Source organism: Prolixibacter denitrificans, assembly GCF_003014495.1.
Taxonomy (GTDB): Bacteria; Bacteroidota; Bacteroidia; order Bacteroidales; family Prolixibacteraceae; genus Prolixibacter; species Prolixibacter denitrificans.
The window spans coordinates 353579-373253 of record NZ_PYGC01000002.1 but is presented as its reverse complement, the minus strand read 5'-3'; the positions used below and the strand labels follow the sequence as shown (position 1 = coordinate 373253).

Below are 19675 nucleotides of genomic sequence, written 5' to 3'. Positions count from 1 at the left end.
GGCTTTTTTATGAAATTCGCCATTCATTTGCTTGCTCGTATCGACTGATCGCCTGCTCCCATAGCAACAAAGGATCGCGCGTTTCGCTCATTGCGTCATAAGCCAATTCTGTCAAATCGTTAATGGCGGGGCCAAAGCGGTAGAACAGCTCCATGAACCATGCCTCATCGATGCCGGTTTGCTTCGCCTCATAAAACTTCCGCTGTGCGAGCTCAAACACCTGGCTGATGTGACGGTCATCTTCCCCAGAGAACCAGCTGTCCGGAATCTTCCATTCGGTAATTCCAGGAAAAAGGTTCGCCAATTTCTCACTCATTTCCTCAGCGAGAAAATCAGGGATGGTCAAATCCGGCTTTACTGGAATGGCAGAAGTTTGTTTCCGGTTTTCGACAGGTAGAATATCTTCGTGACTGAGCGAAAAAAGCTGTTTTAACTCATCGATAATTTGCTTTTCGTCGTTTACAGTATCTTCTGCGAAAGCGGTAGCACGCACACTTTCTTTTCCCCGTGAAAGAATATAGTCCGCGAATTCACCGGAAATACGAACCGGATTTTTCCACTCTGTGTCAGGCAAACGAACTTCGAACTGGAAAAGCCGGGAGTCAGCAGTCAGCTGAATGACGCGTTCTGCCTTAATCTTTTTCTTCTCCTTTGAAATCAGGTCTTCCAGCTGCAAAACTCGTCCATCCCGGTCAGTCGCTTTAATAAAGTTTCCAACCAGTGCACCTTCGCGGGAAGCAGTTTTCAGCCACTCGAGCATCAAGCGGGAATGATTGTACCGGTATTCACGACAAAGAATTCCATGCGTATAACCACTTTGTCTGAAGAAAGAGAATTCAGGGTAGTCACCTAACTTTAAAGTTCCGGCTTTCTCCGAGTGATTCCTTACAGCTAGTTGGTTATATGACCGGGTTATTAATTGATTGCTGAGTGCATTTCCCCGCAGCCAGACCATTCGCTGCTGCAGAAAAAGGTGCGGGGCAGATTGCTGCATTTGTGCAGCATAATCCAGTCGTGATCCAACACCGGAAAGCTCCTTCATGGTTTCTGGAAACATGCGGGTAAACCGGAAATCATCCTGCCTCTCAAAATCACCCTCAATAAACAAAGCCACCTTTTTTCCTGCGGAAGCCAATTGGTAAGCAATCAAAACTCCGGGAAGGTTCACTCCCAGGAAAACAACATCAAAATCCGTTTCATTCAAATCGTTAAAAATCCTTGCAGACGGGGCTTTCTTCATCTATTTTTCCTTCCTTACTGTGAATATCGGACCAAGTTACCGGTTTTACCGAAAAAAAGAATGACGGGTAAAACCTCTTTAGGCCAGTTTTCGTAAGTTTGTAGCGTTTGTAAATCCATAATATCAACAGTTTGGACAAGAAATTTCCTTATCTAATCATCCTTGTATTTGGCTCATTAGCATTGTATACCTCGTGCGCCAACATGGGTATGCCGTCGGGAGGTGCCAAGGATACCATTCCACCGGTCGTTATTCGAAGCATTCCGCAGGCGAATCAAACCAATTACAAAGGTGATGAAGTCAGATTATATTTCGACGAATTTGTAGTGCCTGAGAAATTGAACGAAAAATTTGTGATTTCTCCGCCAATCGACAAACGTCCCATTTTCCGGACCAAAGGAAAATCGCTGATTGTCGATTTAAACGGGGCAAAACTGAAAGATAGTACCACCTATTCGCTCGACTTCAAAGACGCTATTGTCGACAACAACGAGAAAAACCCGCTAAAGAATTACCGGTTGGCATTTTCAACGGGCCCCGATCTTGATACGCTTCGCGTTGTTGGCTTTGTATTGAATTCGTTCAACCTGGAGCCGTCGGCGGGCACATATGTCATGCTGTACAAAAATTTATCGGATACCGCTGTCCTGACGACCAAACCCGATTACGTTGCCAAGACCGATGACAACGGCTTCTTTGCCGTGACGAATCTGCCCAAAGCAACCTACAATGTCTATGCGGTTACCGACAACGACAACAACATGATGCTGACATCGACGGCGGAACCAGTCGCATTTCTCGATTCAACGGTGACGCCTTCAGCCAAATATTTCCCAAAGCAGGACACAGCCGTTGTGGGGATGGATACCTTGCTGGTTTTTGGAAAAACCCGTTTTTATCCAAATCCGCTGTACTTGCTGCAATTCGAACAACCCTTCTTCGACCTGCGGCTGGACAACGAAACAAGGCCTACCCGGAAATATGTTGATCTGACGTTCACACAATCGGTGAAGGACACCTTCGATATTCAGCTATTAAACTACGAACCGAAAGGTAATTGGAAATATATTGAACATTCGGCCAACGATGACTCGCTTCGCGTTTGGTTGACCGATTCGATGGTGTATAAAAAAGATACACTCAAGTTCCGGGTTACCTACGAACAGCAAGATTCGACCGGAGTGAAATACGCTTACAACGACACCATCAATTTGTATTTCAGCGATGCCCCTACCGACAAAAAACGGGGAAGGAGAGATCGCAGAAAGATTGAAAAGAAAGATGTCAATGTATCGCTTAGTCTGAACACGCGTTCCAATGGTTTTGATGTTTACAAGAACGTGTCAGTGGAATCGCCGGAGCCTGTAAAAAGTATGGACACTTCCATGATCCATCTGTTTGTGAAGCAGGATACGGTGTTTAATCCGATCGATTTTAAAATACTGCCCGATTCCATCAACAAACGAAGGTTCTTTATCCACTATCCGTGGGATTACAAAACGGCCTACCGATTGAAAATCGATTCGGCAGCAGTGACGACTATTTATGGAGCCGTGTCCGACAGTGTGGAAAATACCTTTGTTACGCAGGAAGAAGAGCATTACGGCACAATTAATTTTGCCATACAGAATGTAACCGGGCCGACCATTATTCAGTTACTGAAAAATGACGATAAAGAAGAAGTTGTCCGGTCCAAAACCATTTACAAAGATGGCACGGTTGAATTTCCTTACCTGGAACCACAAAAGTACAAGGTGAAGGCTATCTTCGACCGAAACGACAACGGAAAATGGGACACCGGAAACCTGGAAGCGCATGTCCAGCCCGAGGAGGTATTCTATTATCCCGAGGTACTGAAGTTACGTTCCAACTGGACAATGAATCCGACCTGGCAACTGTCGACCCAGGAAGTTTTCAAAAAAGACATTGTCGATAAAGAAAAACAGGAAGAGGAAGCAAAACGGAAGAAAAAGGAACGTAACAGCAAGGCTTTTTAATCTTGGTTAAAAGCAAACCGATTTGTATCTTGCTTTGGGCTAAAAACAACCAGCCGCTCCTGTTTTACAAACACCGAACTGCTTATGCGGCGTCAGCGGTTCGCCTGAAGAAATTGATGCCGTTGACTACAGAAAACCGACCATTATGGCAAGTGTCAGAAGATTAAAAAAAGACATCGTTGAGCTGACAGCGCAACTTATCGGCGATTGCATCGACTACGTTGAATACTTCGATAATGCAGACGAAGAAAAAGCCGTCGCCATCATCAGCGATGCGGTAAAAATGCACAACGAAGCCATAGACAGAGCCAATCACCCCGACGGGAAAGACAATCCCAAACTGGTGAAAGCCCATTATAACAAACTGCAGGAAGATTTTGTGAAGGGAATTGATGAAGCTTACGCCGAACTCGAAAAGCTCGTAAAAGAATAAACCGCTTCGGCGGAAAAACAGGAAAGGAATCACCGAGAGGCTGGTTCCTTTTTTATTTGGCAACCAGGCGCAATGTTTTTTGGGCAACAATTTTTCCATCCAGCCAGGTGGTCATGGTCCAGTTGCCCAACTTATCTTCGAGAGGTTCCCAGATGCAGTCGCCCAGGAAAAATTCGTAATCGTTGCTTCGAATGTATTGTTCCCCGGTAAATGGCGGCGCTACTTTCCCTTCCTTATCGGGAAACGAAGGATGGTCGATACGGAAATCCAGTTTCTTACCTTTTCCATGCCGTATTTTCAACACATAACCAAACTCGGTTCCGATTTCCGCGCCAACCGTTTCCGTAATCGCCACCAACCTCGGAATCGATTTACTCTGCCTGTCCCATTCGGCATATTCACCGAAACTGTAAAGTTCGATTTCTACTTTGCGTTTCGCCATCCGGTCTGTTTTCTGCAAAAATAAACAACCATGCACTTTTTCGGAAACCGGGAGCCGGATGAAATTCGTTATCTTAGCAAGAATCAAACACTTTCCTGACATGATTAAATATGCACTCGTTATGATAGCTTCCACCATTTTGTTCACCATGCCGGCCCAGGGACAGAAGGCCGACCTCATCATTAAAAACGCCAAAATATATACCGTCGATCCGGAATTTTCAGCGGCCGAAGCATTGGCGGTAAAAGACGGTCTATTTATCGGCGTTGGTTCCGATGAAGAGATACTGAAAAAGTATACCAGCGACAATATCATCGATGCTGGCGGAAAAACCATCTATCCCGGTTTCATCGATGCACATTGCCACTTTTTGATGTACGGTCAAACGTTGCAGAAAGCCAATTTGCGGGACACGAAATCATTTGAAGAAATACTCGAAATTCTAAAGAGACACCACCGGGAAAATCCGGAAGGCTGGCTCGAAGGAACTGGCTGGGATCACAACGACTGGCCGGTGAAAGAATTTCCGGATAACCGAAAACTGAATGAGCTTTACCCCAATATACCGGTTGTTCTCACACGTATCGACGGACACGCCGTGCTGGCCAACAAAGCGGCGATTCAAGCTTCAGGCATTCGGGCAAATGATTTTGAGGAAAGTGAAATTATCCGTGAAAACGGAAAGATGACCGGCATTTTTTTGGAAAATGCCGCCGATGCACTTAAGAAAGCGATTCCTCCGGTTTCCCGGAAAGGAAAAGAAACAGCGCTGATGAAGGCTCAACGCAATTGCTTCGCTGTTGGCCTCACCTCGGTACACGATGCGGGCCTCCCGCATGATGATATTGCCTTAATCGATTCACTCCAGGAGAAAGGCGATTTGAAAATGCGCATTTACAGCATGATGTCTCCTGACGAGAAAAACATGGCACAACTGGCCAAAGGACCTATCGTCAAGCCCCGGTTGCATGTGGCATCCATCAAGCTTTATGCCGACGGCGCTCTTGGCTCGAGAGGAGCGAAACTGTTAGCGCCTTATTCCGATGCTCCGGAAACGTCAGGGATTTTTGTGAATGAAAAAGATTATCTGACAAGCATCTGCCGGAAGGCTTACGAGGCCGGATTCCAAATCAACACCCACTGCATCGGCGATGCTGCGGTGAAACGAATGCTCGATATTTACCAGGAAATTCTCGGCGGACCGAACGACCGTCGCTGGCGGATCGAACACGCCCAAATTGTGGCACCGGAAGATTTCGCCCGCTTTCGCGAATACAGTGTAATCCCATCCGTGCAAACCACACATTGCACCAGCGATATGTACTGGGCCGGTGACAGAATCGGGGAACGAATCAAGTACGCATACGCCTACAAGCAATTGCTGGATGAGAATGGCTGGCTGCCCAACGGTAGTGATTTTCCGATTGAAGAGATCAATCCGATTCTGGGTTTCTATGCCGGAGTGGTGCGAAAAGATCCGGCTGGCTGGCCTCCTGAACGTTTCCAGCCCGAGAATGCGATCAGTCGAAAAGAAGCGTTACGAGCCATGACCATCTGGGCGGCCAAAGCGGCTTTCGAAGAAAACGAAAAAGGTTCCATCGAGCCGGGGAAACTGGCCGATTTCGTCATGCTCGACACCGACCTGATGGAAGCCAAAGAAGATCAACTTGTCGATTCGAAAGTGCTGATGACTGTTTCCAACGGAGAAGTGGTTTACCGGAAGGAATGAATCAGGGAGCCAGGCGAACCAATTTCCAGCTATCTCCGTCACGGCTGTATAAAACGCGATCGTGCAGACGGTTGGCCCTTCCCTGCCAGAACTCAATTTTGTCGGGAAGCAACCGGTAACCGCCCCAGAAATCGGGCCGTTGGATAGCTTCATCGCCAAGCTCTTCCTGCTTCTTTTTCCACAGTTCTTCCAATGAAGAGCGGTCCTTCACTTCTTTACTCTGGGGAGAAATGGCCGCACTCAGTTGGCTTTCGGCAGGACGCGACGCAAAATAGGAATCCGATAACTCCGGACTGGCTTTTACTACATGCCCTTCTACCCGGACCTGACGTTCCAGCTCGGGCCAGAAGAAGAGAAGTGCTGCCTGGTCGTTCGCTTCCAGTTCTGTCCCTTTTCGGCTTTGGTAATTTGTGAAAAAGAAGAAACCATCGTGGCTGAAATATTTCAGTAGTACAATCCTCGCCGACGGTTTTCCTTCCGCGGAAGCGGTAGCCAATGTCATTGCTGTGGGGTCGGAAGTTTTGGCATCGAGCGCCTCATTCATCCATATCTCGAATTGCCTAATCGGATCGTTGTTTACTTCTTTAGGATCGAGCTGTTTTAACTGATACTCTCTTCGTACCTCGGATAGATTCATTACGCCTGTTTCGGTTTATCATCACTTGTTACATTAACCGGAAAAAACGATTCTGCAAAGGTTTTCCGGTTACGGCATCGTGAGTCTTAAAACAATGCTTCAACATATTTTGTTGTCCAATATCGGAATATCATCCCCTAAAAAGAAGAACTTTTTTTGCGATTCTCCCCCCTCCAAAGACGTTTGATCAGGACTAAAATAATATTACTTTTGTACGTACTCTAATTGGGTTGAAACCTTTGCAATACAGGGAAAACATGGCAAATCAGGAAAATAAATCATCAGCCGACAAACGGAACAACATTATTGTTATCGTTTTGGCTGTTTTGTTAGTTGTTGTCGGAGTCCTCTTCTTCTTTCAACGGAGGAATAACCAACAGATGGTGCAACAACTAAATGTGGAGAAAGATTCAATTCAAGCTGAGCTTTCCAGGATGGTCGTCTCTTATGACTCACTACATACCGAGAATGACACACTAAGCACGCACATCGATATGGCCCGTACACGCGTTCAGAATCTGCTAACGGAAATAGAACAACTGAAAAAAGCCAGTTATTCGCAGATTTCCAACTACCGTGATGAGGTAAACACATTGCGGGGGATTATGCGGAATTACATCGTTCAGATTGATTCGCTCAACACGCGGAACAAAATCCTGATGGCCGAAAACAAACAGGTGAAGCAACAGTATACCGAGGTGCAAACCCAAAACAAACAGCTGGAAGAGCAAAAGAAAAAGCTGCAACAAAAGGTTTCCCTCGCAGCTCAGCTCGATGCATTGAACCTCACCGCGACAGGCATCAACCGGAAAGGAAATGACACACCCAAGTCGAGAAAAATCGAAAAAATAAAAGTGAGTTTCACGCTCAGCAAAAACGTAACCGCCAAGCGTGGCTCCAAGAATATTTACGTCCGCATTCAGCGCCCCGATCAGCTACTGTTGGTCAAATCGAAGGACAATGTTTTCAAATTCGAAGACTTGAAAATTCCTTATTCTGCTATGCGTACCGTGGAATACGAGGGCGCCCAGCTTCCTGTGAATATTTACTGGGACAATACCGATGAACCGCAGCTGATGGACGGTACCTACACCGTTGATGTGTTTGCTGACGGTTTTAATATCGGGACCACCACCTTCGAAGTGAAATAATCGTAATTGAAATACCGAAAGCCGGAGCAGTCCATGTATCATCTTCCCGAACTGAAAAAACAGCTAAAAAACCGCAACGCCGGGCACCTGCTCGACGTCGCCACAGGTGAAGGTGACTTTCTGGCTTTCCTGTTGGATGCATTTGCCTTGTATGAATCGGGTACGGGATTGGATATGAATCCCGCCAATCTGAAAGTGGCCGGAGAAAAGCTTTCGCAAGCCACAATTACACTGGTAGAAGGAAATGCCGAACAACTGGACTTTGAAGATGAGTATTTCGACACGGTTAGCATTTCAAACTCGCTGCACCATTTTCCTAATCCCCGAAAGGCATTAAAGGAGATGACCCGGGTGCTCGCTCCCGGAGGATTGCTGCTGATTAGCGAGTTGATATGCGAAGATTTAACACCTGCGCAAGAGGCACACCTCACTTATCATCACCTTAAAGCCGATATGGATATGACCGCCGGGCATTTTCACCGCCATACCTTTACACAGGATGAAGTGGTGAACCTGGTAGAAGATCTCCCGATGGTTGTAGACAAAGTTTTTCTGTCTTTCGACAAAAAGCCGATGTTGAACTCCAGCGAACGGATGTGGCGCTTTTTCCGGATGCTCGACGAACGGGTAAGTGAATTTACCGGTCACGACCGGGGGAAAGAGTTCGAAGAACGGGCAGAAGCAGTTAAAGAAAATATTTCCAAACACGGTTTTATCCGTCCTCCCCAGGTATGTATCATGGGATTGAAGAGCGGTTTCGGGCGTTAATCGTTTCCACCGCTTTCTACTCCAATTATCAAAATCACATCAAATAATATCACTGGCTATAACATTATTTTTTCCTTTGGATAGCCATGATTACAGCCTTTTTTGTTATTTTCGATAATAATTGATATTCAACCTGAACCCACTGCAATGAAAAAGTTATTGCTATTTAGCCTGACCGGATTTATGTTCATTATAACCTCCTGCGTATCGCCGGGGAAAATCCGTACGACCAACAAAAACAACATGTTGCAAATTGAACCGGGGATGTCAAAATCCGACGTTATCAGCATCATGGGTGGCGTAGAAACCAAACCCGATGAGTTCGGTAAACTGCAGGTTAATCCGTACCACTACGAAATGTTCGAGGTAAATCCCGACGATACGGTAGAGGTTCTGTGGTATTATACCGACCAGGTATATGCCGACGGTATCGTCAATCAGGCCGAACTGACCCCCATCGTTTTGGATAATAATAAAGTGGTAGCCATTGGCTGGAAATTTTACCAGGATTTCTTCAAACGGAAAAAGTTATCTGCCGAAAAACGCGATGCCGAGCCAGTTGGAGAACAGGCAACGACGGATAATTCAGAAGCCAAATAACAAAAAAGAACATCATCAGATATGTACAAGAAGAGTCAAGCAGTTGGCTCTTCTTTTTTTGCATTCTGTTTTCATCTCTTCCTTTCACGTTAGTTTTCGTATATTTAAACCCAACCAGCCTAACTATCAAACAATTTAAACCTGACGAATGAAACGAAAACTACGCATGGGCATGGTCGGTGGAGGCGAAGGAGCTTTTATCGGGGCTATTCACCGCATCGCAGCTCAAATGGACGGACAAATGGAACTGGTTTGCGGCTGCTTCAGTTCCAATCCCAATGTCTCTTTACGCTCCGGACGTTCTCTTTTTCTTTCTGATAGCCGAATTTATGATTCCTACAAGGAAATGTTTGAGCAAGAATCACGGTTGCCGGAAAACGAAAGAATGGATCTCGTATCCATTGTAACTCCTAATCACCTCCATTTTGAACCAGCCATAATGGCGCTTGAGCATGGCTTTCACGTGGTACTCGACAAACCAATTACTTATAACCTGGAAGAGGCTCTTTTGCTTAAGCAGAAAGTGGAAGAAACCGGACTGATTCTCGCACTGACCCACACCTATTCGGGATACCCGGCCGTAAAAGAAGCCAGGAAAAGAGTTTCCGATGGTGATTTCGGGAGAATCAGGAAAATCTATGTGGAATATCCGCAGGGATGGCTCTCAGAAAAAGTTGAAAATTCAGGAAATCTTCAAGCATCATGGCGGGTCGACCCCAAACGATCGGGGAAAGCAGGTTGTATGGGCGATATCGGGACACATGCCCTGCAATTAGCTGAGTATATTTCCGGCCTGAAAACAACCCAATTATGTGCTGAACTCGACACGTTTGTAGATGGCCGGCAACTTGACGATGATGGTGCAGCCTTGCTTCGTTTTAACAACGGTGCCAGCGGTGTATTAATGGCGTCGCAAATTGCTGCAGGCGAAGAAAACGCTCTCAAAATACGGGTTTATGGCGAAAGAGGTGGACTGGAATGGTCACAACAGGAACCCAATACCTTGATTTTAAAATGGAACGACTATCCCTCTGAAATCGTCCGGACCGGACTGGGTTATATGAGCGGTATCGCCGCGCATAACACCCGCACTCCCGGAGGACATCCCGAAGGTTATCTAGAGGCTTTTGCCAACATCTACCGCAACGTTGCACTTACCATCGGCGCACGGTTGGAAGATCAGGAACCACAGCCGGAATGGCTCGATTTTCCCGATGTCAACGATGGCATCCGTGGCATGCAGTTCATCGATACAATCGTAAAGGCCGGGTATGATGAAGAAACCAAATGGGTGAAATTTCCAGACGAACCAAACAAATAACTAAACCATTCATATGAAACGACCTGTCACACTTTTTACCGGGCAGTGGGCCGACCTGCCTTTTGAAACCATGTTGAAAAAAGCCAAAGCCTTTGGGTACGATGGTGTGGAACTGGGCTGCTGGGGCGACCATATGGAAATCGACAAAGCAGATCAGGCCTATTGCGACGCGAAACGAAAGGTATTAAAAAAACATCAGTTAAAATTATTCACCATCTCCACACACTTGGTCGGGCAAGCTGTTTGCGATCGTCCAGACCAGCGCCATAAAGCCATTTTGCCCGACTATATTTGGGGTGACGGGGACCCGGAAGGCGTTCGCCAGAGGGCTGCGGAAGAAATCATTCAAACCGGGAGAGCAGCCAAACGACTGGGTATCGATACGGTGGTGGGATTTACCGGAAGCTCTATCTGGCATTTGCTATATTCTTTTCCAGCCGTTTCCGAGGAGATGATTGCAGAAGGATACGAAGATTTCAGAAAACGATGGAAACCGATTCTGGATGAGTATCAGAAACTGGGTGTGAAATATGCGTTGGAAGTTCACCCAACGGAAATAGCTTTTGACATCGAGACCGCCAAACGAGCCCTGGATGCAGTTGATTATCATCCGGCATTTGGTTTCAATTACGACCCCAGTCATCTAGGCTACCAAGGGGTCGACTACGTCAAATTCATTTACGAATTCAGTGATCGTATTTTTCATGTGCATATGAAAGATGTAACATGGAATGACGTCCCCGGAACTTCCGGTGTATTTGGCGGACATTTGCCTTTCGGCGATAACCGGCGATTCTGGAACTTCCGCAGTGTTGGCCGCGGCCGTATCGATTTTGAACGCATCATCCGTGCGCTAAATGATATCGGTTATACCGGGCCGCTTTCGGTAGAATGGGAAGACAGCGGCATGGATCGCGAAATGGGAGCAATGGAATCATGTGAATTTTGTAAACGGATTGACTTCTCACCCAGCGGCCAGGCTTTCGATTCAGTCATGAAAAATGACTAATCATTAGCAGCATTAAAAATTCCGGAGAAGTAGGCAGAAGTGTTTTATGACGCTTAATCCCGTTATTCAGAAAGAGTAAAACAGGCTTTCCGACTTCATGTTAAAACATAATTTATATCTTGGGGCTGCTCGCAATATGAAAGCTTAATTATACATAATAACTCCGAACAACTAACCGTTATTGGGAATAGAAGATCAGGCTGACCATTTTCAGTAATGGCAACATGTAAAACGAAGAACCAATTACCAAACAGAAGTACATGAACAAACTTAAAGCACTGGCATTGACAGGACTTATTGCGCTGATGGGCTGCAGCGGTGCATCTCACCAAGCCATTAAAGTGGAACTGAAAGACGGCTGGCAGTTCAGTCAGGCTGATAAAAATGATTGGTTGCCGGCAAATGTACCAGGTTGTGTCCATACCGACCTGATGAAAAACGGAAAAATAGAAGATCCGTTCTATCGGTTGAACGAGCATGATGTGCAGTGGATTGATAAAGTTAACTGGGAATACAAAACTACATTTCAGGTAACATCCGCCATGATGCGTCATGACAGGATTGCACTCGACTTTAAAGGTTTAGATACTTATGCCGACGTATTTGTCAATGATGAACAAGTACTTTCGGCCGACAATATGTTCCGCGAGTGGCAGGTCGATGTGAAGGACGCAGTGAAAAAAGGGCAGAACAATCTGCGCATTGTCTTCCGTTCACCAATTAAAGAAGGCATCAAAAAATACGACGCCAACGGTTACGTCATTCCTGTTTCGGACAACGACCTGGCAGAAATGGGAAAAGTTCCCGGCGACAAAAAAGTTTCGGTTTACACCCGCAAAGCGGGATACGATTTTGGCTGGGACTGGGGCCCCCGATTGGTTTCCAGCGGTATTTGGCGTCCGGTGTACCTGAAAGCCTGGGATTCGGACAGGATTGCAGATCTGCACATTGTTCAGGACAGCGTTTCCAAAGCACAGGCAGAAATGACCGCCGTGTTCGAAATCGATGCAGAGAAAAATGGTCCGGCACAACTGACCGTCAGCAATGATGGTAAGGTTCTGGCAACGGCCAATGTCAACCTGCAAAAGGGAACCCAAACCTATCCGGTTAAATTCTCCATCCAAAATCCCAAACTCTGGTGGACTAACGGGCTCGGCCCGCAGAATATGTATACCATCAACGGTGAGGTAAAAAACGATGTGACTACAGCTACCCGTTCAGTACGCATCGGTATCCGGACACTCAAATTGGTTCGTAAGAAAGACGATAAAGGCCGCACCTTCTACTTCGAATTGAATGGCGTGCCTGTCTTTATGAAGGGTGCGAATTATATTCCTAACGATATTTTCCCGTCAAGGGTAACCGATGCAAATTATAAGAAGGTCATTGAAACGGCTAAAGAATCGAACTTCAACATGCTGCGTGTTTGGGGCGGCGGTATTTACGAGAACAACATCTTCTACAATCTTTGTGATGAAGCTGGTATTCTGGTTTGGCAGGATTTCATGTTTGCCTGTGCCATGTACCCGGGCGACAAGGCTTTCCTGGACAATGTAAAACAGGAAGCTATCGACAACGTGAAGCGATTGCGTAACCATCCGTCCATCGCTTTATGGTGTGGAAATAACGAATGTTTGGTTGCCTGGAAACAGTGGGGCTGGCAACAGAAAGAGGAAGCAAAAAACAAAGCGGACGCCGATTCTATCTGGAAATCATACACCACCATCTTCCACGATATTTTGCCTTCAGTAGTCAAAAAATACGATCCTTCGCGCGCTTACTGGAGTTCCAGTCCATCATCAGGTCCCGGGGTTGTTCCCGACCTGGTTAGCGGAGACGAACACTACTGGGGCGTTTGGTGGGGAAAAGAGCCATTCAGCAGCTACGACACCCATCTGGCCCGTTTTATGAGCGAATACGGCTTCCAGAGTTTCCCGGAACTGAAAACGGTTAAACAGTATGCCGAGCCGAAGGATTTCAACATTTATTCCGATGTGATGAAATCGCACCAACGCTCATCCATTGGTAACGGTACCATCGTGGAATACATGAATCGTCACTACCGGAAACCGAAAGACTTTGAGTCGTTCCTCTACGTTGGTCAGGTATTGCAGGCTGAAGGCGTGAAAGAGGCGATGGAGGCACACCGCCGGGCCATGCCGTATGTAATGGGCTCGCTCTACTGGCAACTCAACGACTGCTGGCCGGTTGCATCGTGGTCGAGCACTGACTACTACCAACGCTGGAAAGCACTGCAGTATTTCGCGAAAAAGACATTTTCTCCGGTGCTTATTTCGCCTATCGAAACGAGGAAGTTCATCAAAGTGTATGTGGTGAGCGACCGCCTGAAGGCATTTGAAGGGCAGATTCACCTGCAAATTGTCGATTTCGACGGAAATGTCTTATGGCAAAAAGATGTGGAAACTACTATCAAACCCAACGCTTCCGAATCGTATGTCGATTTCCGGAGAGACAATGTTTTGAAGCCCATCGACACACATCATTCGTTGTTGGTCTGCACGGTATCAGAAAACGGCAAGACGCTTTCAACGAACCATTTATATTTCCACGACATCAAATATCTGCCACTGCCGAAAGCGCACGTCAAAGCGGAACTGTTTGAACTGCCCAATGGATACAGCATCACACTTTCGACCGATAAGCTGGCCAAAAATGTTTATCTGAGCGCAGACACCGATGCCGACCTGTTCTTTACGGACAACTACTTCGATCTGCTGCCTAACGAGAAGGTAACCATCGAATGTTATACCAACGGGAAAAGTGTTCCGAACCTGGCTGATAAGCTAAAAATCCAGACGCTTGCCGATACCTATTGATAACGAGATATTATTTCAACATACAACAAAGGCTGCTTCCATTCAGGGGGCAGCCTTTTTATTTCCTCTCCATTCTATAAATCGCCTTCATTCCTTGCTTTTAACTAAATGTTTTACAAATTTTAAACGGACCAACAACAGTCATTATCAACCTCAAATGACCTAACCATTGCACATGAAAAGAATAACTTCTTCTTCGTCCACTGTTCTCTTATTAGTCTTACTATTCTCCTTATCCTTACCGAAAGCAGAAGCTCAGCAACCAAAAGAGATTCTCGTCAAAACCAAAATCCAGCCGACGCGATACCTGACCGATAACCTGAAAGTCGAAAAATACATTCCGCTCGAGACGAATTCAGAAAGCCTTTTGGGAAGAATTTGGTCTATAAAATTCAGGAACGATACCATCTTTATTTTCTCGAAGAAACGGGTGTTCGTATTTTCCCCGACCGGAAAATATATAAACACAATTGGGACACTAGGCCGAGGCCCGAATGAGATGATTCTTCCTTCTGACTTTGCCATTATCCCAAAAAGTCAAGACATCGCAATCTGGGACAATGTAAAGAGTTCCATGTTCTTTTATAGTTTAAATGGAGAGATTGTGAAGACTTTCCGCCCGGCAATCAAGCGAATCACGAATTTTGAACGCACCGATACAGGGGCTTTTATTTATAATTCGCAATTCACCCCACAGTCCCAGGGGAACTACTCGATTTATCTCTCAGACGATTCGGGAAAAGAAATTTCCGGCCATATCCCGTTTGAGGAGGAAACCTCGGGCTATGGATTTTTGAGCTTTTCATATTTTCCGAAATATCAGAACCGCCAATATGCATGGATTGAATTTGATCCCATCATCTACCGAATAACCGCAAATAATAAGCTAAATCCGACCTACAAAATAAAATTCGACTCCAGAAATATCACCGAGTCTGACCTAATCAAATTCAAGGGTGATACCCACACGCTTGTAAATTACCGGCAGCGAAACGAATACAACAGCCTCGTATCATTCAACGAGTTTAGTAACTGCTACGTGATTAGTTACGTTACCGGGCGCAAGCGGAACACGAATATAATCTATAAGAACAATAACAAGCAGGTTCGCATGGTAATCCGGGATGAATCCTTTGATCCGCTGGGAAGTGTTCTGCCTCTGTTTAAAAATAATGAATGTATAGTCGGGGTATTACAACCTTATTTACTGAAATCAAACATGGAAAATCCAAAACTTGACGTCCCGGAACAGTTAGGCAGTAATTATTCAACTTTAAAAAAAATCAACTCGGAAATAAAAGCAGACGACAATCCCGTTCTAGTCGTGTTTAGGGTGAAGAATTGATGACAAATCAGAATACACAAACGATTGGCTACCCTTCACAGATGCAGCCTTTTATTTTGTACGCAGTCTTATTCAGAATGACAGTAACGCTTGCTGAAAATACCCTAATGGAACTTACCAAAGGCAAAAGCGTATACACCCAAAAAAATCTCTGCTTTCTATGCATACCAGTGTAAAGAAGGGATTTACTATCTATTCCCTTTTTATGAGAGATGTTGCTAAAACATTCACTTTCAATAAGAGTCTAAGATTACTTGAAGTTCCCTAATGACCTTAATCGTGGTGTTTTTGAAAACCAAGTATCATTTAAATTATAAAAAATGAAATTAAAAGATCTGCTTATTACTGACACTTCAAACGTTCTGGCACTGATCGCCAGATTGGCCCTGGCCATCGTGATTTTCCCACACGGAGCCCAAAAACTGTTGGGCTGGTTCGGAGGCGGTGGTTTTGAAGGAACCATGGGTTTTTTGACAGGCACAATTGGCTTGCCTTATGTAATTGGGGTACTGGTCATCATCATCGAATTTTTTGGTTCACTGTTTGTTTTCTTTGGATTCCTGACAAGAGTAGCAGCCTTCGGAATCATAGCAAACTTTATAGGAGTTGTACTCAGTGTCCATATTCACGCCGGCTTTTTCATGAACTGGTACGGACAAGCGCATAAAACAGAGGGGCTGGAATATTTCATTTTGCTATTTGGACTAGCCATCATCGTGCTGATTGCCGGCGGAGGCAAAGCCAGTATTGATGGACAATTACCGATAAACTCCAGGAAGTAGTCACCCCAACCAACGGATATCATCGTAAAATTTGAATTTGATTATCGGGCTCAAGTATCGAGTGAAGGTCCCTGGTAAGATAAATGCGGAAAAGTCCCAAAGAAATAAATTTAGTATTGCCAGGGGGTGAATAATTATGCATTCGCTCTCTGGCACTATTGATAATTACTTATCAAACCGATCATCCGATTGAATATCTTTCATCCGGTTCTCCTTGTCCTCGACCCAGCCCCATTTTTCTACCTGATGATCATCAAACTGCGGGATGTATGGCTTAATATCCAGCAGCGGCGTGCCATCCAGCATGTCCACATTTTCCACTTCCAGAATATTCTTATCAACATGCAGCAGTTTAACGACTGACATGCCGATGCCATTGGGCCTCTTCGGGGCCCGGGTCGCGAAAACGCCGTGCTTGTTATCATCCAGAAATGGCTTCACCTGCAACTCAAAACCGTTCGATTCATGAAAGTAATACACAAGGAAAATGTGGGAAAAACCGTCCAAATCGAGCAAGCCGGGAACAAATTCCTCTTTCAATTCAATCCGCCCCTTAATCCCTTTCGCTAAACGCGACTGAATGGGCATTCCCTCTTTGCTTTTAAAAGGAGTGAAAATGGTTCCTATGGGTTAAAGTGCTATCGACATAAGTCCGTAAATTTTCAAAGTTTTCCCTTCATTGGGCGATTTTCAAGGTAAGAAAATCGGGTGTAAATACCGCATCACATCCAATAGGTATCCAAACTCTGAATGAGCAAGCGCCAGTAGTTGCCAACATCGTGGATATCGGATGAGGTTCAGCCAGAATTTCATGACGCTAAACAGATTCCCGTTTCCTTCATCCTAAATTTCATGACGCCAAACAGGTTTTCAATTGGGATATCAAGATATCGGGAAGAAAAAAGCCCTGCGAACCTTTGATTCACCCAACTGTTTTCCTTATGAATTGTACAATGTAATGAAAAAACCGAGGATGACCGAAGAGAAAAAACAGCCACTGATCGCCCTTTTCGATACGAAACCCTACGACAAGGAAGTTTTCGATCAACTGAACAGCGAATACGGCTACAAAATAAAGTACTTTCAGTACCACATTACCCCCGACAACTGCATTTTGGCAAAAGATGCCGATGTGGTCGTTGTGTTTGTCAACGACATTATTTCAAAAGAAGTGATTGACCAGTTGACAGGATTCGGCGTAAAGCTGATTGCCCTACGTTGCTCGGGCTTCAACAACGTCGATTTGAAATACGCCAAAGGGAAGATTCCGATTGTGCGTGTCCCGGCTTATTCACCCAACGCCATTGCCGAGCACACCGTCGCGCTGATGATGACGCTGAACCGGAAAATTCACCGCGCCTATTTCCGTACCCGCGATTCCAACTTTACCCTCAACGGCCTGATGGGATTTACCATGCAGGGAAAAACTGCCGGGGTCATCGGGACCGGAAAAATCGGGAGAGCACTGGTGAAAATTCTGCGTGGTTTCGACATGGAAGTACTTGCTTACGACCCGTTTCCTGATAAGGAATATGCGAAGAAAGAAGGATTCCGCTACGTCGATCTGGACACACTGATGCAAACGTCGGACATCATATCGCTCAACTGTCCGCTGACGCGGGAAACCAAATGGCTGATTGACAAGGATGCCATCGACATGATGAAACCGGGCGTGATGATCATCAACACCGGACGTGGGAAGTTGATCAAAACTTCTGATCTGATTGATGGTTTGAAATCGGGGCAGGTTGGCTCCGCCGGCTTGGATGTATACGAAGAAGAGAGCGAATATTTCTTCGAAGACCTTTCAGACCGCGTGTTGTTCGACGATACGCTGGCCCGTTTACTCACCTTCAACAATGTTATCATTACGTCGCACCAGGCTTTCTTCACCCGCGAGGCTATGTTTAACATTGCGGGAACCACGATGGGAAATATCCGGGCTTTCTTGGAAAATAACGAGCTGTTAAACGAGGTTGTATTTAACCCCCAAAGCTAGAGATCTGTTTTCTCTTTGATGAGATTCGCCAGCTGCGTGCGGTTTTTCACAAACGTCTTGAGATAGATGCGATGGCTGTGATCTTTTACGGTTTGCAGACTAATAAACAGTTTATCCGCAATGTCTTGATTGGTTAGCCCTTTGCAGATTTCAAGAATAATTTCCGCTTCACGCGGAGAAATTTCGTATTTCCGGCAGAAAGACTTGAAAGACATATTGCCTGTGCCAGTTCCTTCTGATTCCATCATCGAAAAATCGGCAAAATAAGTAAGGAAAATGGGCAAAAAGGCATTCCCGAGAAAATAGAACAGGATGAATATGGCACCGATGTAATGATTATCTCGGTAAAACTCCAGAAAAATGCCCTGAACGACGGCGACAATCACAAATCCTACTGCCACCCATAAACGGTCGGAAAAATTCAAACTTTGCTTCTTCCCATCCATCAAAATCAGGATAGCAGATAGCAAAAAGAAGAGTGAATTGAAAGAAATGTAGTAATACTTTAGTAGTATCCTGACCTCCATATCGGGATATCGGTAAATCGCTCCCCCTAAAATCGCCAGACCAACTAAATTAAAAAGCAGGAAAAATATGATAAATGAGCGCCGTGTTGAACGCCCCGACATTTCGATAGAAGATCTCACCAACATGTACCAGGAAGCCACTAAAAAGGGAATTCCGATAAATGTCATAATGCCGGTAATCCGCTCTGTCAAATCTGTTTGCACGAAGGAAGAAATAAATGTCCGAAGAAGCACACTCCCCCAAATCCCGTAGAAACCAAAGGCATACGTAAATATTTGAAAGTATTGAACCGATGTGAGGAAACGTGTCTCGAAACGATTTCTCAACCGTTGCGACAACATTACACCACCAGCTGTAAGTGCAGAACTAAATGCAAATATGACGAGCAGCAGATAAATTAGCATAACATAAAAATACACATTTTTATCGTAACGCGTTAAATAATAGTTGCCCTACTAAAGTAGTGTTGCTACCTACCAAAGTAGGAAAAAGTTCGAACACTACTTCCGTCGCTAAAATCCGGCTCTACCGCGTCGTAATTTTGGATTAGAAATTCAATCAAAAACGATTGGGCCATGAAAGCAACAACAAATATTAAATCAGGAAATCAGGTGAACCGGATATTAACCGAAGGAAAAGATTGGGTCATGAATCACTTAGTATTTATACTCCTGGCTGTCGCGTTAACTGTTTTGGTCGCCGCACCTCAGCAAAAACAATCGCACGAGGTACAGCATCACTCCTCACCACAGGTAGTCTCTATCCTGGTAGGAAAATGCACATTAAAGTAACGAAAACGGCAAAACACTACTTTGGTAGTTAGCCTGTAAATAAAGGGATGCATAGTTTTACATCAT

18 protein-coding genes are annotated in these 19675 nt (G+C 45.3%); 13 read left to right on the top strand and 5 right to left on the bottom strand.

The features are described from left to right. Positions 1 to 7 precede the first annotated feature (7 nt). Complete coding sequence (locus tag CLV93_RS05290) at positions 8 to 1240, bottom strand: glycerol-3-phosphate dehydrogenase/oxidase (protein WP_106541128.1); 1233 nt, start codon at positions 1238 to 1240, stop codon at positions 8 to 10. Positions 1241 to 1371: 131 nt separating this feature from the next. Between CLV93_RS05290 and CLV93_RS05285 the strand changes: the two genes are divergently transcribed. Both CLV93_RS05285 and CLV93_RS05280 read left to right on the top strand, forming a co-directional pair. Beyond that, positions 1372 to 3237 (top strand): Ig-like domain-containing domain, encoded by a 1866-nt coding sequence (locus CLV93_RS05285; protein ID WP_146141954.1) that lies wholly within the window; start codon positions 1372 to 1374, stop codon positions 3235 to 3237. A gap of 145 nt (positions 3238 to 3382) precedes the next feature. Further along, positions 3383 to 3670, top strand: coding sequence for a hypothetical protein (locus CLV93_RS05280; RefSeq protein ID WP_106541126.1), 288 nt, complete (start codon positions 3383 to 3385; stop codon positions 3668 to 3670). A 52-nt stretch (positions 3671 to 3722) separates the two neighbouring features. Here the strand turns inward: CLV93_RS05280 and CLV93_RS05275 are convergent, their stop codons facing one another. Next, on the bottom strand, positions 3723 to 4112 hold the full coding sequence (locus CLV93_RS05275) for a DUF3859 domain-containing protein (protein ID WP_106541414.1): 390 nt from the start codon (positions 4110 to 4112) through the stop codon (positions 3723 to 3725). A gap of 100 nt (positions 4113 to 4212) precedes the next feature. On the opposite strand from CLV93_RS05275, the gene CLV93_RS05270 reads away from it, so the two are divergent. Further along, entirely contained in the window at positions 4213 to 5841 is a 1629-nt protein-coding gene (locus CLV93_RS05270; RefSeq protein ID WP_106541125.1) for an amidohydrolase, read from the top strand. 1 nt (position 5842) lies between these two features. Here the strand turns inward: CLV93_RS05270 and pdxH are convergent, their stop codons facing one another. Then, the gene (gene pdxH, locus CLV93_RS05265; RefSeq protein ID WP_106541124.1) at positions 5843 to 6478 is read right to left on the bottom strand and encodes a pyridoxamine 5'-phosphate oxidase; all 636 of its coding nucleotides are present in this window, start codon (positions 6476 to 6478) and stop codon (positions 5843 to 5845) included. 257 nt (positions 6479 to 6735) lie between these two features. On the opposite strand from pdxH, the gene CLV93_RS05260 reads away from it, so the two are divergent. From CLV93_RS05260 to CLV93_RS05225, 8 genes are all read left to right on the top strand, one after another. Then, a complete protein-coding gene (locus CLV93_RS05260) occupies positions 6736 to 7629 on the top strand; it encodes a hypothetical protein (RefSeq protein WP_106541123.1) in 894 nt (297 codons plus the stop codon). Positions 7630 to 7635: 6 nt separating this feature from the next. Further along, positions 7636 to 8397: a class I SAM-dependent methyltransferase gene (locus tag CLV93_RS05255; protein ID WP_146141953.1), complete on the top strand. Its 762-nt coding sequence runs from the start codon at positions 7636 to 7638 to the stop codon at positions 8395 to 8397. Between the two features lie 147 nt (positions 8398 to 8544). Next, positions 8545 to 8997 (top strand): DUF3192 domain-containing protein, encoded by a 453-nt coding sequence (locus tag CLV93_RS05250; protein WP_106541121.1) that lies wholly within the window; start codon positions 8545 to 8547, stop codon positions 8995 to 8997. 148 nt (positions 8998 to 9145) lie between these two features. After that, positions 9146 to 10318, top strand: coding sequence for a Gfo/Idh/MocA family protein (locus tag CLV93_RS05245; RefSeq protein WP_106541120.1), 1173 nt, complete (start codon positions 9146 to 9148; stop codon positions 10316 to 10318). A 13-nt stretch (positions 10319 to 10331) separates the two neighbouring features. Further along, complete coding sequence (locus tag CLV93_RS05240; protein ID WP_106541119.1) at positions 10332 to 11327, top strand: sugar phosphate isomerase/epimerase family protein; 996 nt, start codon at positions 10332 to 10334, stop codon at positions 11325 to 11327. Between the two features lie 260 nt (positions 11328 to 11587). Next, entirely contained in the window at positions 11588 to 14164 is a 2577-nt protein-coding gene (locus CLV93_RS05235; RefSeq protein WP_211297747.1) for a beta-mannosidase, read from the top strand. A 175-nt stretch (positions 14165 to 14339) separates the two neighbouring features. After that, positions 14340 to 15509, top strand: a complete 1170-nt coding sequence (locus CLV93_RS05230; RefSeq protein WP_106541118.1) for a 6-bladed beta-propeller — start codon at positions 14340 to 14342, stop codon at positions 15507 to 15509. A 320-nt stretch (positions 15510 to 15829) separates the two neighbouring features. Further along, on the top strand, positions 15830 to 16291 hold the full coding sequence (locus tag CLV93_RS05225; RefSeq protein ID WP_106541117.1) for a DoxX family protein: 462 nt from the start codon (positions 15830 to 15832) through the stop codon (positions 16289 to 16291). Between the two features lie 165 nt (positions 16292 to 16456). Here CLV93_RS05225 and tsaA read toward each other — a convergent pair whose 3' ends face one another. Then, the gene (gene tsaA, locus CLV93_RS05220) at positions 16457 to 16909 is read right to left on the bottom strand and encodes a tRNA (N6-threonylcarbamoyladenosine(37)-N6)-methyltransferase TrmO (protein WP_281351399.1); all 453 of its coding nucleotides are present in this window, start codon (positions 16907 to 16909) and stop codon (positions 16457 to 16459) included. Between the two features lie 340 nt (positions 16910 to 17249). Between tsaA and CLV93_RS05215 the strand changes: the two genes are divergently transcribed. Further along, positions 17250 to 18290 (top strand): 2-hydroxyacid dehydrogenase, encoded by a 1041-nt coding sequence (locus CLV93_RS05215; RefSeq protein ID WP_246814588.1) that lies wholly within the window; start codon positions 17250 to 17252, stop codon positions 18288 to 18290. Here CLV93_RS05215 and CLV93_RS05210 read toward each other — a convergent pair. After that, positions 18287 to 19222 (bottom strand): helix-turn-helix transcriptional regulator, encoded by a 936-nt coding sequence (locus CLV93_RS05210; protein ID WP_106541115.1) that lies wholly within the window; start codon positions 19220 to 19222, stop codon positions 18287 to 18289. The genes CLV93_RS05215 and CLV93_RS05210 overlap by 4 nt on opposite strands. 171 nt (positions 19223 to 19393) lie before the next feature. Here CLV93_RS05210 and CLV93_RS05205 point away from each other — a divergent pair, with 171 nt between their 5' ends. After that, positions 19394 to 19609, top strand: a complete 216-nt coding sequence (locus CLV93_RS05205) for a hypothetical protein (RefSeq protein ID WP_106541114.1) — start codon at positions 19394 to 19396, stop codon at positions 19607 to 19609. The last annotated feature ends 66 nt before the right edge of the window (positions 19610 to 19675 follow it).

What these genes read in the sequence shown, in the direction of transcription:
- CLV93_RS05290 (WP_106541128.1), bottom strand. Translation starts at nt 1,240, where the DNA reads ATGAAGAAAGCCCCGTCTGCAAGGATTTTTAACGATTTGAATGAAACG.
- CLV93_RS05280 (WP_106541126.1), top strand. Translation starts at nt 3,383, where the DNA reads ATGGCAAGTGTCAGAAGATTAAAAAAAGACATCGTTGAGCTGACAGCG.
- CLV93_RS05275 (WP_106541414.1), bottom strand. Translation starts at nt 4,112, where the DNA reads ATGGCGAAACGCAAAGTAGAAATCGAACTTTACAGTTTCGGTGAATAT.
- CLV93_RS05270 (WP_106541125.1), top strand. Translation starts at nt 4,213, where the DNA reads ATGATTAAATATGCACTCGTTATGATAGCTTCCACCATTTTGTTCACC.
- pdxH (WP_106541124.1), bottom strand. Translation starts at nt 6,478, where the DNA reads ATGAATCTATCCGAGGTACGAAGAGAGTATCAGTTAAAACAGCTCGAT.
- CLV93_RS05260 (WP_106541123.1), top strand. Translation starts at nt 6,736, where the DNA reads ATGGCAAATCAGGAAAATAAATCATCAGCCGACAAACGGAACAACATT.
- CLV93_RS05250 (WP_106541121.1), top strand. Translation starts at nt 8,545, where the DNA reads ATGAAAAAGTTATTGCTATTTAGCCTGACCGGATTTATGTTCATTATA.
- CLV93_RS05245 (WP_106541120.1), top strand. Translation starts at nt 9,146, where the DNA reads ATGAAACGAAAACTACGCATGGGCATGGTCGGTGGAGGCGAAGGAGCT.
- CLV93_RS05240 (WP_106541119.1), top strand. Translation starts at nt 10,332, where the DNA reads ATGAAACGACCTGTCACACTTTTTACCGGGCAGTGGGCCGACCTGCCT.
- CLV93_RS05235 (WP_211297747.1), top strand. Translation starts at nt 11,588, where the DNA reads ATGAACAAACTTAAAGCACTGGCATTGACAGGACTTATTGCGCTGATG.
- CLV93_RS05230 (WP_106541118.1), top strand. Translation starts at nt 14,340, where the DNA reads ATGAAAAGAATAACTTCTTCTTCGTCCACTGTTCTCTTATTAGTCTTA.
- CLV93_RS05225 (WP_106541117.1), top strand. Translation starts at nt 15,830, where the DNA reads ATGAAATTAAAAGATCTGCTTATTACTGACACTTCAAACGTTCTGGCA.
- CLV93_RS05215 (WP_246814588.1), top strand. Translation starts at nt 17,250, where the DNA reads ATGAAAAAACCGAGGATGACCGAAGAGAAAAAACAGCCACTGATCGCC.
- CLV93_RS05210 (WP_106541115.1), bottom strand. Translation starts at nt 19,222, where the DNA reads ATGCTAATTTATCTGCTGCTCGTCATATTTGCATTTAGTTCTGCACTT.
- CLV93_RS05205 (WP_106541114.1), top strand. Translation starts at nt 19,394, where the DNA reads ATGAAAGCAACAACAAATATTAAATCAGGAAATCAGGTGAACCGGATA.